This window comes from Pseudobutyrivibrio sp. UC1225 (assembly GCF_900115215.1).
Taxonomy (GTDB): Bacteria; Bacillota; Clostridia; order Lachnospirales; family Lachnospiraceae; genus Pseudobutyrivibrio.
In genome coordinates this window covers 1-13,129 of sequence record NZ_FOVQ01000010.1, presented here as the reverse complement: position 1 = coordinate 13,129, position 13,129 = coordinate 1, and the positions used below count along the sequence as shown (strand labels likewise).

The window sequence follows — 13,129 nt, the reverse complement described above, 5'->3', positions numbered from 1 at the left end:
CTTTTTTTCTTTTGATGGATGTTTGATGGTTGCAAGATGGTTTGTTGAGAATCGATTGATAACGTGTTGATGGGCTGCACATCTGGCTTCCGTGTTATTCTATTTACCAGCAGGGGATGTACCCGTGGGGGAATATGATAATGAGGAGGTTGTATATGGCGTGGAAACGGTGAAGGACATCAAAGTTTGGATTTGTTGCCCGGTATGTGGCAACAAGCTATTTACGGGGAAGAGTTTTGAGGATATTAGTATTAAGTGCCCTTGTGGGGCCATTGTAAAAGCTGAAGCTAAGCATTTACAAATACTGATTAATGTAGAAAGTTTAAAGCTTAGGAGTAAGTGAACTATTACAACTGAATAACTGAGCTGTCTGTAGAGATAAGGAATCCGGCATAGATCCAGGAAAGCTTGCGGCAGGCAGCAAGAGTTTGTTATCAGCTAGAACGACAAAGATTCGTTGGAAGGCGGAGCAAAACAGAAGGAAGTACAGTATTGTACTCTGTTTTGCTTTGCCTTCTTTTTTTGTGCTTCTTTCTGTTGCTCTGATGGTGAATATCAGTGCATGAGTGGGAAGCATATATAGGTAGATATCCCTGACTGCCGGTTTTGAAACTATTAACCATTTCAAAATCGGAGGTCAGATATGAGTTTAGATCGAATTGCAAAAGAATTGAATAGAGAGCAGGAGCAGTACAAGCTCGTTAGCTTGGTGCATCATTACCCAGGAATTAAAGGTGGTGTGAAGTGGGCTGTTGCAACAAACCTTTCTCTAGAGGAGCTGGAAAAAGTTGCAGAAGGTGAGTTGAATATCTTCAAGCCTTTTATTTTGATTACACCGGAGCAGGGAAAAGCTTTTGCTGAATTTGAACGGCTGGATAAAAGGTTAGAGATGGAAGAACTAAGGCATCATTCCGCTTTTGCTTTTGATGAAGAGGTTGAAGGCTACGTAGGAGCACAGTTTATGCATGAGATATGTAGTGGCTTGGATCAGGAGGATGCGTTGGACGCACACATAGTACGTACAGCATTGAAGCAGCTTTCGGATAAGCAGCAGAGACGGTTCCGTTTGTTCTTTTACTATGGCTATAGCGAGAATGAGATTGCGAGAATTGAAGGTGTGTCACAACCAGCGGTGCATGATTCAATCCAAGCCGGGCTTAAGAGATTAAAATATATGCTTAATTGGTAAGTTTATAAAAAAGTTTCTTCAGATACCTTATAGATTAGGGATAGTTCAGTGGGGTTAAGTGAGAGGATATTTTTTTCTCTCACTTGATCCTTGACATCTGAATACACATTCACTAAGTACGTTCCCGTGGATTCGAGCCTCAAAGGTACGCCTTGCGCGATATAGCCTCACTGGAAAGTCGGTAGCACCGGCATTGGCGAAGACGGCCACGGGTATAATGATACTTCCGCTTAGCCACAGCCAGTAGGGCATGACCTGAACACGCAATGGGAGCGGCTAGACGAGAACCGTCTTGAGGATGAACCTATGGAGCTGTGCTGCAGCCGCTTAGTGATTTCCCGTATCTCTGGGGTGTCGTGGACAAGTAAGAGATTTGATAACTGTTTTTTTAGGAAGAGCTTCTTTTGTGTACTGGCAGAGGAAGCCTTCCTTTTTACATAGGAATTTGTCAAGGATGGAGGTGGTAATGATGGAAATTAAACGTGGAGACATCTTCCTAGCGGATTTAGGTGAGTCTATTGGTTCTGTTCAAAGAGGAGAACGACCAGTATTAGTTGTTCAAAATAATAAAGGCAATAAGTATTCGCCTACAGTAACCGTTATTCCGATTACCACCAAGATTCATAAGAGCAAAGAATTCCCAACACATACCATATTAGAAAACATTGGAGGACTTGACGAAAAATCAGCATCAATGGCGGAACAAATTACAACCATAGGCCGCGAAAAGTTGATGCGATATATAGGGAGTCTGCCAGAGAGTTTTATGAAAAACGTAATTAATGAGACGCTTTGTATTCAGTTGGAGATTAAGGGAGGTAGAAAAAATGGAAGGAATGCAGGAAGTCACGTTTTCACCGGAAGCAGAAAAGTTAGCCATTAAGCTTGCTGCCTTCAGCATTATGGAAAAGCTTTGTGACGAAGGAAAGATAACAGAAGATGAATTGAAATATATTGCTAAGAAACGAGATATTGACATCCTTGTGAGAATAACAGCTTGATTATATCATGCTATCAACATCTAGATGAAAATAGAAAATGAGGTGGAAACAGATGATACGTAGAGCAGCAATTTACGCTCGTGTTTCTACAGAACACGAGGCGCAGATATCAGCACTTGAAAATCAGGTGCAGTATTATGATGAGCTTCTGTCACGTAATCCTGAGCTTACACTTGTTGAACGATATATTGACGAAGGAATAACCGGAACTTCTATTCATAAGAGAGATGGATTCCTTCGAATGATGCAGGATGCAAAAGATGGAAAGTTCGATCTTATTATTACCAGAGAGGTATCACGATTTGCTAGAAACACGGTAGATACTCTTCAGCAGACTAGAATACTTAAGTCTTATGGAGTCGAAGTGTGGTTTACAGAAGATAATATCTGGACACTGAATGACGAAGATGGTGAACTGAGATTATCGATTATGGCTACACTTGCTCAGAATGAAAGCAAGAAGATATCTCAGAGAGTAAAAGCCGGCCAGATGATTTCATTTAAAAATGGAGTTATTTATGGTACTGGAAATATTCTTGGATATGACCGCGTTGATAAAAATCATTTTGTTGTGAATAAGGAGCAGGCGAAAACAGTTAAGAGAATATATGAATTATACCTGGAGGGCAATGGTTTGCGACGTATCCAAGATATCATGGAGCAGGAAGGTCGCAAAACAGCAACAGGCCTTACTAGATGGTCTTCTAGTAATATTAGTAGAATCCTTAAGAATTCATTTTATTGTGGAAGAATTGAGTATCGTAAGGAATACGTGCCGGATTACCTTACTCAGAAAAAGATACGTAATGATGGAGCGGTTGAAAAGGTTTATGTTGAGGGGCATCATGAGCCTATTATTACTCCAGAGATGTACGATGAAGCTCAGCGAATGAGATCTTTGAATTCATTTGAAAAGAAGGATGCCAAAGGAAATATAAAGATGAACGGCCAGTCTCCTTGCAAGAATGTCTGGGGAAGAAAATGCAAATGTAAATGTGGACACGCTTTAAATAGAAGAATGGCACATATGTCCAAGACTGGGGAACCTTCCTTTGTATTTCAATGTTATGATCAGCTTCATACTGGTACTCCTCGTTTTAGAAAGAAAAAGGGACTTGATATAGAGGGCATTTGCGACAATGATACATTTATGGAATGGAAACTTGTCGTTCAAGCGGATTTTCTATTTAAGAAATTGGTATCTAATAGACAAGCGATTTATGATGAAGCGATATCTATGGCTGCAGATTTACTTGATGTAAAATCAAATGGAACAAATGTTAAGGAAAAGGTTGAGAATAACATCAAACAAATTGATAAGCTAAAGAGTCAGATATCAGCACTTGTAGATATGTGCACTTTGGGAGATATTTCCAGAGAAATGTATCAAAGGAAGAAGGAAAAGATAGAAAAGCAGATATCAAATCTTGAGAGATTTAATGAAGAATGTCAGCAGGAGATGCTCGAATCGGAAAATGATATTCTTAAGCAGGAGAGAATAAAGAGCCTTACTGCGTTTATTAATATGGAAGCTTTTGATTCTAGAGCCAAGATTCCTGATAGAATAATTGATGGATTCGTAGAGCGAATCATTTATGATAAGGGAGAATTTATTTGGTATCTGAATCCGAAGGTTGGAAACGCAATATTTGAGGTAGATACAACAGACTGGAAGAAGAAAATGTTTAAGGCTAATAAAATGGTGTATCCCAGTTTAAGCGGCACAGGCAGCTATAGCCGAAAAGCACTAATAAAAAACGAGATTTTTTAGGTCTTCAAAATGAGTTTTAGAACTCGATTTTTCCTTGATTTTCAGGGAAGAAGAAAGATTTTGAAACTCCCAGAAGCCTTGAATTTAAAGCGTTTATAGTATAGAGAGTCTTCGGACTCTCTATATTTTTTGCCTAAAAAAGTGTCGTAGTTAACAGTCCTATTTTTGGAGTTCCATACTTTTAAAGTAGGGCTTTTATTTTTAAAATTTATTCAAAATAGGACATGAAATTTAAGGTGATTTTTTCAAAACCGGAGGATTTCTTCCGGTTGAAGGAGGTTTTGGTATGGGACGATTTACAGCAAAGAAACTAAAAGAAGTAAGAGAGGAAAGAGGATATTCTCAAAGCGAAGCAGCTAAATACATGCACATCTCAGATAGAACTTTGAGAGCAATTGAGGCGAATGAGCGTCAGGTCACTACGGATGAGATTATTCAGTTTTCCAGAATCTATCGAGTAGATGTCAGGGAACTTCTATTAGAAGAATATGTGGAGCAGTCTGAAGAACAGATTCTATTTAATAGGTATATTTCGTTATATCGTCTCTTTGATCAGTTGAGTGATAAAGATAAGGAAGATGTGGCCTGGGTATTGAAACAGAGAATAGCGGGACTAATATAGATTTGGTATTTCATGAAGACTAAGGATTCTTTATAATTAAAGGCAGGGAAATTATCAAATCGTGATTTGTCGGTCTCTTCCTACAAGAGAAGATATTGATAAAATCAGGATTTTTCGAGGTTGGAACATGGAGTATATTAGAGACAGAAAAAGCAATGTTACGTTTAGCTTGCATGATAGCAGGATATTAAATATGGAAATAAGCAGAGATAATTTGTCTTTGCAGTTAGATCGGATATATCAATATGCTGACGATGAAGAAAAATGGTATCAAGGAATGATTGAATTCACAAAAGTTGACATGGAGGAGTGCGATATTATGTTGTTTAATGCTCCTTTTGGATACGATGGAGAGAAAGCTTTTTCTGGAAAATCTATGTCTTTTGAAGAATTTAATGTAGAATATCCGAATGCTGAATTTGAAATTGTTACGGAAGGATATTGCGGATATGACACCGTATTCCAGGGATGGATATGGCAAGGAGATAATAATCCGTTATTTGGAATTATGCGGATATGGAATACAGGTGATATGATATATCGTATTTAACAACTTCAAATTTGCAATGATTTACGGAATAAACGTTGTTTTCTAGAAGTTTTACCGTAAGTATTTTTGTTAATTGGCAAATGATTACGGAATAATCTCGAAAACGAACGCTTCTTTCCGTAAACAGAATGGCTAAACTAAAAGTTGACATGGATTGACTAGTATAATTTGGCTCCATGCTACGGAACAAAACGGGATAAATATGGAGTTGTTCCGTAATTCTTCAAGAAGTAAGAAAAATTGTTACGGAAAAAGAAGGGGAATCATTGTATTATTCTGTAAATGAAAGCGAAATAACGTGATTCAATATAAAAAAGACAATGAAATTAACAAATCGGTATTTTTAGAGGCAAATTATATTTCAGTTTAACTCGTTAAGGGGGATAAAGTGGATATCATATATAAGAAACTTACGGAAAATGAATTAGATACATTTATTCAAATGAGGATTAACCAACTTCGAGAAGAAGGTGCGACTGAAGACATAGATTTAGTCCCAAATCTGAAGGATTATTACAAAAGACATATGTCAGATGGAACATTTGTCTCATGGCTAGCAATGGATGGTGATGAGATTATAGGTACAAGCGGAATGTCTTTTGTCGAAAAACCTCCGTATTTTGGATGTCCTTCTGGAAGAATAGGTTTACTTTCCAGTATGTTTACTAACCCGAATTACAGGAGAAAAGGTATAGCCAAGGAATTGCTTTCAAGAGTAGTAAATGAAGCTAATGAATATGGTTGTGGTACTGTTCAGATTACTGCATCAGATATGGGAGTAAAGCTATATACTGATTTTGGATTTAAGCATAACGGGAACTTTATGTATTATAAATTATAGTATGAATTTCCGATTTTGTAGTGATGATAATCCTAATTTGTATGGTTAAGGGGGACTCAATGAAAAAATATATAGCATTTCTTCGTGGTATAAATATTAGCGGTAAAAACAAAATTAGAATGTCTGATTTGAAGTTGGAACTTGAAAATGCAGGGTTTACGCAGGTGTCAACATATTTGAATAGTGGCAATGTTACATTTTTATCTGATGACAATAATCTTAAGAATAGAATTGAAGATATGATTATAAATAGATTTGAACTTCGCATTCCAGTATATGTAGTTGAAGCAGATGTGTTAAATGATATTTTGTCTAATGCACCTGAATGGTGGGGGTCAAATAGTAAAGAAAAATATGATAATTTAATTTTTGTTCTTTCAGATGATACACCTGAGCAAATATATGAGATGGTAGGACCACCTTCCGATGAACTTGAAAAAGTACAAAAGTATAAGAATGTTATATTTTGGACTTTTGATAGACAGCAATATCAAAAATGTAATTGGTGGAAAAAAACTGCAACTAATGAAATTGCAGATAGATTAACAATCAGAACAGCAAATACAGTAAAGAAGGTTTGCAAATAAAATTCGAAGTTAATCGCACAATTCAAATTTGTAGAGATTTAACAATTGAATAGTGAACATAACATTGAGCAGTTATCGAAAGACAGCTGCTCTTTTTCTATACCATTATAATGGTAAGAAGTCGAGAGAGCTAATAGCTGAGGAGGTTGGTGAAAATGCTAGAAACATTCAACGTTACATTCGGCTTACATTTTTGAATCCGGAACTTCTCCAATTAGTGGATGACAAACTTATGGGATTTAACCCTGCATACGAACTTTCGCGGAAGCTTCGCTCTCTTGACTCAGTGCCAGAAGCCATATAAATGGTAATCAAGCCGGCTGAAGAAGGGGACTGTGGTAGGACTGGAAATTCCGTAAATCAGGGATTTTACAGCGTTTTGGAGAATAATTGGAAAAACACTGTAAGAAAGAATTTTTAAGATTTTTCTTGAAAAGAATTTTTAATCATATTAGCCTTTTATTAGGACGTCCAAATCTATACTAAGAGGAGGCAGTTGAGTATGAACAAAGAACAGTTACATAGGTATATTTATGAGAGCGCTGGCAATGAGAGCAACATCTGCCAGATATATGTCATCAAGGATAATGAGGTGGCACTTGATGATTGTTGGCGTGGTTTCAAGACTGAGGATGCAATGAATGTCAATTCCGTGACCAAAAGTATCATGGGGTTGCTTGCTGGAATCGCGCTGGACAAGGGATATATCAAAAATCTTGATCAGAAGGTAATGGATTTCTTTCCGGATTACACTGTAAAGCGCGGTGAAAAAACTATCTATGATGTCACAATCAAACATCTGCTTACTATGACAGCCCCTTATAAAGGTAAGTCAGAACCATGGAAGAAGGTATGTACTTCGCCAGACTTTACGCTTGCGATACTTGATTCGCTTGGAGGCCGTAATGGAATCACTGGTGAGTTCCGGTATGCTACGCTGGGCATTCAGATATTGGCGGGTGTAATTGAAAGAGCATACGGTGGGAAATGCATCAATTTTGCCAACGAGAATCTTTTTAAACCGCTGGGGCTTCCAGAGCGTATACCTCACGGAGACAGTTCCAAAGAGGATCAGTTTGATTTCTTTATGAACAAGAATCCTAGAAAATACGAGTGGTATACTGATCCGCAGGGGTGTGTTACAGCAGGCTGGGGATTATGCATGTCTGCAAAAGACATGGCTGTGATCGGGGAACTAGTTTTGGATGACGGGGTGCATGGCGGTAAGAGAATCATCTCCGAAGAGTATTTAAAAGACATGCTCACACCCCAAATTAAGCTAGGTGAACGATTTGGCTTCATGAACTATGGCTACTTATGGTACAAGACATACGATGAAAAAGATGTATATGCTGCAATTGGTGACAGCGGAAATATCATCTATGTGAATAAGGCGGAAAATGTATCAGTAGGAATGACTGGTACATTCAAGCCAAGAATATTTGATAGAGTTGAATTTATTGAGAAAAAGGTACTGCCTGCGATAAATCTATGATACCGTCTTTTTAGACCATGCTACGGCGCCACATCTTGCACAGCCGTAGTATCTATAATTTCTTGTGAATTTACTGTCACGCTTGCGGTAGATGGTGGCACCACAGCTACCGCAGGTGAAGACATATTTGATGCTCATCTCTGAGCCTTCATAGTTTTCGACCCCCTTTTCCTGGCCTTGGGTGACTCTCTTGATGTTATATCCATAAACCTGATTTACAACTTCAGCATAGTACTTCCATTTGCCAGTGTGGCGCATGCAGCCTTTGCAGGTGTGGAGTAGTTCGTGGATGATTGTCTCCTTGCAGGCTTGTTCAGAGATACGGTCGTCTTCAAGAAGGCGGGATGCAATCTCGATGGAGTATGAACCGTCGTGGTTTAGCTTGCAGAGCCCCCAGCGAGTCTTTGCTCTTGTGTTTATTGCCCATGAGGAAATGGTGCCTAGCTTGATGCCAAGGCGGGTTACCTCATGTATGCATTGTTCTTTTAAAATTTCAAAATCTTTCATATTATAATTCTCTTTCTATAATATGAGCCAATTATATTGATTTTTTCTTTGAAATACAAATACTAAACAGTCATAATTTATGGTATGAGAAGACTAATATTATTTGGAGATTCAAATACATATGGTTATGATCCGAGAGGATTCATGGGTGGCAGATATCCTGAGGAAGCCAGATGGGCTACAATGGTTAGAAAAGCCCTGGCGGAGGGAGACATTTTTTTTCATCTTAACCGTTTCGTCACAACCATATAGTAATATGTGTCCATGGGGGTGAGCTATGGATACTATGGTACAGTTAAAGAGCGATAATCAGGCGGCCAGCGAATACTATGATTTATATCTTTCAATCAGAACTGCTTTACGTGAAGGAAAGATGGAAATAAGTGATGCAGAAGCGTATCTGGCATATAAAGAACTTTTGCTTACAAAGAAAGCGAAAAAGCTGGCGCAGGAAATGATAAAACAGATAAAAGAATAAAGAAAAGAAGGTGTCTATATAGTTAAATTTTTTAACTTAGGATTATTACACAACATCCTCTCAACGAGAATAGTACCACAAAAATGACAATTAGCCGTTGCTAGTTGTCATTTTTTTTGCTAGACTACCGAACTTATGAAAGAGAGGATAATTAAATTATGAAAAGAATGGACTCAAATGACATTCGATCGGGCCACCTGGCCTGTAGTCTTATTTTAATCACATCACTTTTATTAATATTATTTTGCCACTGCTACAAGAGAAGCTATGCTATGGCGTTTGAAGCAGCAGAAGCAGAGACTGTTGGAGAGGAAATAACATTTGAAAATACAGTAATTCTTAGCAGTCTTGTCGAATGTACCTCAGTTACAATTGAGGACGACAATGTAGTTTTGGCAGGGCCAGAAGTTTTAGAAGAAAATTTAGCAGAATTCGAAGAAGAAATTCAAGAGGAAGAAATCCAGGAAGAGGTTGAAAAGACCGAATACGATATTCCAAGTAGCTTCGTAAATCCTGAAACTGGAAACACAGTAAGCTACAAAGGAGGAAAAACTCTCGAGCGTTCAAGTAAAATTACATACGGCGATTCAGGAGTAATTAATGATTTAGCCGAGCCAGATCAGGATGGTTTTATGATGTTGGACGACAGGTATTTGGTAGCAGTTGGAAGTAGATTTAACACTGTGCCTGGTCAGTATCTTGATCTTGTATTAGAAAATGGTGTAGTCATCAAATGTATGATGGGTGACGCTAAAGCCGATGTTGATACAGATTCAACAAACACATTTACATACAGATCACGTTGCTGTAGTGAATTTATTATTGATAAACATACTATTCGCTCGGATATTTATGAAAGAGGAAATGCTTCTCTTAAGTACCCTTCTTGGGATTCACCGGTAGTTGAGATAATTGTTTATGATGACTACCATTGCATCGATACCATATAAAAGCTATAATAAACGGGATTTTGTTTGAAGGAGTATGAAAATGAGAATAGCAGTTACATATGAGAATGGACAGGTGTTTCAGCACTTTGGACATACAGAGCAGTTTAAAATATTTGAAGTAGAGGACGGCAAAGTAGTTTCATCTGAGGTTATCGGTTCTGATGGACAGGGACACGGTGCTTTGGCAGGCCTTCTTAGCAATAAGTCAATAGATGTACTTATTTGCGGTGGCATTGGCGGAGGAGCTCAGGCAGCTCTTAGCGAGAATGGAATTGAGCTTTGTGCTGGTGCATCAGGTGATGTTGATGCTGCTGTTGAGGCATATCTTAAGGGTGAGCTTATTAACACAGGTGTTAATTGCAATCATCACGGCGAAGGTCATACATGTGGTGATCATGAGGACGGCCATAGCTGCGGCGGTCATTCTGGTTGCGGCGGATGCCATTCAGAGCCTGCATTCGAGGGTAAGAATGTTGGTAAGACATGCCGTACACATTACAGAGGTACATTCAACGACGGAACTCAGTTTGATTCATCTTATGACAGAGGAGAGCCACTTGAATTCGTTTGTGGTGCTGGAATGATGATTAAGGGCTTCGATAAAGCTGTTGCTAACATGGAAGTTGGCGATAAGGTTGAAGTACACCTTATGCCAGAGGAAGCCTATGGACAGCGTGACGAAGATGCAGTTATTACATTGGAGATTGCTCAGCTTCCAGGTTCAGAGGAGTTAGTAGTAGACCAGCAGGTATACTTACAGGATCCTTATGGAAGACCATTCCCAGTAAAGGTAGTTGCCAAGGATGAGACAAATATCACTCTTGATGCAAACCACGAGATGGCTGGTAAGGAGCTTAATTTTACAATTGAGCTTGTAGAAGTAAAATAGAATAAAATATCTAATCCCAGTGGGATTAGCAGCACAGGGAGGCAGAAATGCCTCCCATTTTTTATGCACTTAAATAGCATGCAATCATTTTGCGAAAAATTAACGAAATAATTGTGAAATTAAAAAATGACCATATTTCAGATGGTATTATAGCATTATCAATTGCCGTATTACTTTTTGGGAAAAGGAGTACACACTATGGGTAAAAAGAGGGGTTCTTTAAAGACTGTGCTTATAGCAGTCATTCTGGCGGCAGTAGTTATCACCGCCGGTATCATTTCTACATTTACTGTAATTAACACTTTGAATACTAACTCTGAGCAGACAGAGGCTTATAAGGAGAGACTTTACGCTGATGTAAAGAATCAGTTGAAGTTTGAAACTGAGGAAGCCATGAGTATTTGTGCCTTTATGTATGCTAAGTATGAGGCTGGAGAAATGACTTTGGAGGAAGCAAAAAAGCAGTCTGCAGATATTATTAGAGAGCTTAGATATAATGATGGAAGTGGATATTTCTGGGTTGATACTTCTGAGGGTATTAACGTAGTTCTTCTTGGTAGAGATACAGAGGGACAATCTCGTTGGGATTCAATGGATTCCAGCGGAAACAAGTTTATCCAGATGATGATTCAAAATGGTATGCAGGAAGGCGGTGGCTACACAAGTCTTATGTTTGCAAAGCCAAATGAGACAGAAGAGCTTCCAAAGATAAACTATACAGCTTACTATGAGCCATTCGATTGGGTAATGGGTACTGGTGTATGGGTAGATGATCTGGAGGAAATGACTGCTGTATATAGCCAGCATGCCAACGCTGCCCTTAGAAAGAGTATTATCGCCACAATTGTTATCCTTCTTATCCTTATTATTTGTGGTGTTGTTGTGGCACTATTCTTTGGTACAAAGATTACGCAGCCTATTTCTCTTGCTGCTAGCCAGATTGTAAGAATGTCTAACAGTGACTTTACAGAGAATGAAGAAATGGACAAGGTTAGAACCCTTGTTAATAGAAACAATGAGATTGGTCTTATAGCAGAGGCCTTGGATTTAATGCATGGTAATATTAGAAAACTTATGATGGAGATTTCTGATACCACAACTTCAGTTGCTGCCGCATCAGAAGAGCTTTCAGCGTCAGCCTCACAGTCTGCAGAGGCATCCGAGATGGTTGCAACCTCATGTACAAACGTTGCAAATTCTTGCTCAGGCCAGATTAATGCTGTGACAGGTGCAAGTAACGAGACCGATTCCTTCGTTACCAACATGGAGAACTTTCAGGAAGCAATTAATCGTACAACAGATATGATTAAGTCGACAAATGAGGCTGCTGTTAATGGTGCTGCTGATATGACAAATGCAACAGATATGATGGATAGTATCAGAGAATCTGTTGAAAATACAGCCCAGGTAGTAGAGGGCCTTGGCGAGCGACTTAAGAGTATCAATGATTTCGTTGTTACTATTTCTGAAATCGCAAGCCAGACAAACCTCCTTTCATTGAATGCAAGTATCGAGGCTGCCCGTGCTGGTGAAATGGGTAAGGGCTTCGCTGTCGTAGCTAGTGAGATTTCAAAGCTTGCTGATGATTCTAATCAGGCAGCTCAGAAGATTACAGAGCTGATTGCAGGAATTACAAAGAATTCAGAGGAAGCTGTAGAGGCTATGCATGATGGCGCACAGAACGTAGTAAATGGTGCAGAGCTTGTTAATGAGGCGGGTAGCACCTTCAATAATATTGTAAACATGGTTAACTCAATTTCTGAGGAATCAAATACAATGAGCGGTATTGTTGCTCAGCTCTCTAGTGGAACTGAGACAATTGCAAAGAATATCAAGGATATTGAGCAGATGAGTATTGAGGTTGCTGATGAAACCTCAAATGTATCTGCCGCCTCTCAGGAGCAGACAGCATCCTCTTATGAGGTTGCCCAGGCATCTGACAAGCTGGCTGGAAATGCTCAGGAACTTCAGGATTTTGTTGCTCGATTCTCTCTTTAAAAATAGATTTCAAAAGTCACCCTGCAAAGGGTGACTTTTCAGAGTGTAGACAAAGTGTCGCGGCTCCCGCCGCGACCTTTTCTTTTTTATAAGGAGGAACTGGAGTCTGCGGACTCCAGTTCTTTCATTTTTTAGACTATCTAAATCCTTAAAAAGCCTTGATTTTACAAGCGTTCTAGTTACTTTTTTGGTATAATAATACTATCAAAACAAGGGGTTAGAATAATGATTACAGAACAGAATGAGAAGGC

General features: G+C 38.8%; 15 protein-coding genes. 14 read left to right on the top strand and 1 reads right to left on the bottom strand.

All coding sequences use genetic code 11. From position 1 onward, the window contains the following. Positions 1-124 precede the first annotated feature (124 nt). The 10 genes from BMZ41_RS11660 (at position 125) to BMZ41_RS11615 (ending at position 8,056) form a co-directional block, all read left to right on the top strand. Positions 125-343 (top strand): hypothetical protein, encoded by a 219-nt coding sequence (locus tag BMZ41_RS11660; RefSeq protein ID WP_090529814.1) that lies wholly within the window; start codon positions 125-127, stop codon positions 341-343. Between the two features lie 300 nt (positions 344-643). Next, positions 644-1,189, top strand: coding sequence for a sigma factor-like helix-turn-helix DNA-binding protein (locus tag BMZ41_RS11655; protein WP_090529812.1), 546 nt, complete (start codon positions 644-646; stop codon positions 1,187-1,189). A 466-nt stretch (positions 1,190-1,655) separates the two neighbouring features. Beyond that, positions 1,656-2,072 (top strand): type II toxin-antitoxin system PemK/MazF family toxin, encoded by a 417-nt coding sequence (locus tag BMZ41_RS11650; protein ID WP_242942058.1) that lies wholly within the window; start codon positions 1,656-1,658, stop codon positions 2,070-2,072. Further along, positions 2,017-2,190, top strand: coding sequence for a hypothetical protein (locus BMZ41_RS15675; protein WP_177184215.1), 174 nt, complete (start codon positions 2,017-2,019; stop codon positions 2,188-2,190). Before BMZ41_RS11650 ends, BMZ41_RS15675 begins: the two co-directional genes overlap by 56 nt. A 52-nt stretch (positions 2,191-2,242) precedes the next feature. After that, positions 2,243-3,961: a recombinase family protein gene (locus BMZ41_RS11645; protein ID WP_090529806.1), complete on the top strand. Its 1,719-nt coding sequence runs from the start codon at positions 2,243-2,245 to the stop codon at positions 3,959-3,961. Positions 3,962-4,247: 286 nt separating this feature from the next. Continuing rightward, complete coding sequence (locus BMZ41_RS11640) at positions 4,248-4,583, top strand: helix-turn-helix transcriptional regulator (protein ID WP_090529804.1); 336 nt, start codon at positions 4,248-4,250, stop codon at positions 4,581-4,583. 127 nt (positions 4,584-4,710) lie between these two features. Then, a complete protein-coding gene (locus BMZ41_RS11635) occupies positions 4,711-5,133 on the top strand; it encodes a hypothetical protein (protein ID WP_090529801.1) in 423 nt (140 codons plus the stop codon). A 388-nt stretch (positions 5,134-5,521) separates the two neighbouring features. Then, positions 5,522-5,974 (top strand): GNAT family N-acetyltransferase, encoded by a 453-nt coding sequence (locus tag BMZ41_RS11630; protein WP_029233031.1) that lies wholly within the window; start codon positions 5,522-5,524, stop codon positions 5,972-5,974. Positions 5,975-6,033: 59 nt separating this feature from the next. Further along, on the top strand, positions 6,034-6,561 hold the full coding sequence (locus tag BMZ41_RS11625; protein ID WP_027209112.1) for a DUF1697 domain-containing protein: 528 nt from the start codon (positions 6,034-6,036) through the stop codon (positions 6,559-6,561). Between the two features lie 502 nt (positions 6,562-7,063). Continuing rightward, entirely contained in the window at positions 7,064-8,056 is a 993-nt protein-coding gene (locus BMZ41_RS11615; RefSeq protein WP_090165686.1) for a serine hydrolase domain-containing protein, read from the top strand. Here BMZ41_RS11615 and BMZ41_RS11610 read toward each other — a convergent pair. Then, complete coding sequence (locus tag BMZ41_RS11610; RefSeq protein ID WP_090529798.1) at positions 8,051-8,563, bottom strand: SprT-like domain-containing protein; 513 nt, start codon at positions 8,561-8,563, stop codon at positions 8,051-8,053. The two genes, BMZ41_RS11615 and BMZ41_RS11610, sit on opposite strands and share 6 nt — an antisense overlap. A gap of 277 nt (positions 8,564-8,840) precedes the next feature. Between BMZ41_RS11610 and BMZ41_RS11605 the strand changes: the two genes are divergently transcribed. The 4 genes from BMZ41_RS11605 (at position 8,841) to BMZ41_RS11590 (ending at position 12,878) form a co-directional block, all read left to right on the top strand. Beyond that, complete coding sequence (locus BMZ41_RS11605; protein WP_090529795.1) at positions 8,841-9,041, top strand: hypothetical protein; 201 nt, start codon at positions 8,841-8,843, stop codon at positions 9,039-9,041. Positions 9,042-9,199: 158 nt separating this feature from the next. Next, entirely contained in the window at positions 9,200-9,991 is a 792-nt protein-coding gene (locus BMZ41_RS11600) for a hypothetical protein (protein WP_143071345.1), read from the top strand. A 40-nt stretch (positions 9,992-10,031) separates the two neighbouring features. Further along, entirely contained in the window at positions 10,032-10,880 is an 849-nt protein-coding gene (locus tag BMZ41_RS11595; RefSeq protein ID WP_090529787.1) for an FKBP-type peptidyl-prolyl cis-trans isomerase, read from the top strand. A 198-nt stretch (positions 10,881-11,078) separates the two neighbouring features. Then, a complete protein-coding gene (locus BMZ41_RS11590) occupies positions 11,079-12,878 on the top strand; it encodes a methyl-accepting chemotaxis protein (RefSeq protein ID WP_090529784.1) in 1,800 nt (599 codons plus the stop codon). Positions 12,879-13,129 lie beyond the last annotated feature (251 nt).

What these genes read in the sequence shown, in the direction of transcription:
- BMZ41_RS11650 (WP_242942058.1), top strand. Translation starts at nt 1,656, where the DNA reads ATGATGGAAATTAAACGTGGAGACATCTTCCTAGCGGATTTAGGTGAG.
- BMZ41_RS11645 (WP_090529806.1), top strand. Translation starts at nt 2,243, where the DNA reads ATGATACGTAGAGCAGCAATTTACGCTCGTGTTTCTACAGAACACGAG.
- BMZ41_RS11590 (WP_090529784.1), top strand. Translation starts at nt 11,079, where the DNA reads ATGGGTAAAAAGAGGGGTTCTTTAAAGACTGTGCTTATAGCAGTCATT.
- BMZ41_RS11610 (WP_090529798.1), bottom strand. Translation starts at nt 8,563, where the DNA reads ATGAAAGATTTTGAAATTTTAAAAGAACAATGCATACATGAGGTAACC.
- BMZ41_RS11625 (WP_027209112.1), top strand. Translation starts at nt 6,034, where the DNA reads ATGAAAAAATATATAGCATTTCTTCGTGGTATAAATATTAGCGGTAAA.
- BMZ41_RS15675 (WP_177184215.1), top strand. Translation starts at nt 2,017, where the DNA reads ATGGAAGGAATGCAGGAAGTCACGTTTTCACCGGAAGCAGAAAAGTTA.
- BMZ41_RS11640 (WP_090529804.1), top strand. Translation starts at nt 4,248, where the DNA reads ATGGGACGATTTACAGCAAAGAAACTAAAAGAAGTAAGAGAGGAAAGA.
- BMZ41_RS11635 (WP_090529801.1), top strand. Translation starts at nt 4,711, where the DNA reads ATGGAGTATATTAGAGACAGAAAAAGCAATGTTACGTTTAGCTTGCAT.
- BMZ41_RS11605 (WP_090529795.1), top strand. Translation starts at nt 8,841, where the DNA reads ATGGATACTATGGTACAGTTAAAGAGCGATAATCAGGCGGCCAGCGAA.
- BMZ41_RS11595 (WP_090529787.1), top strand. Translation starts at nt 10,032, where the DNA reads ATGAGAATAGCAGTTACATATGAGAATGGACAGGTGTTTCAGCACTTT.
- BMZ41_RS11655 (WP_090529812.1), top strand. Translation starts at nt 644, where the DNA reads ATGAGTTTAGATCGAATTGCAAAAGAATTGAATAGAGAGCAGGAGCAG.
- BMZ41_RS11600 (WP_143071345.1), top strand. Translation starts at nt 9,200, where the DNA reads ATGAAAAGAATGGACTCAAATGACATTCGATCGGGCCACCTGGCCTGT.
- BMZ41_RS11615 (WP_090165686.1), top strand. Translation starts at nt 7,064, where the DNA reads ATGAACAAAGAACAGTTACATAGGTATATTTATGAGAGCGCTGGCAAT.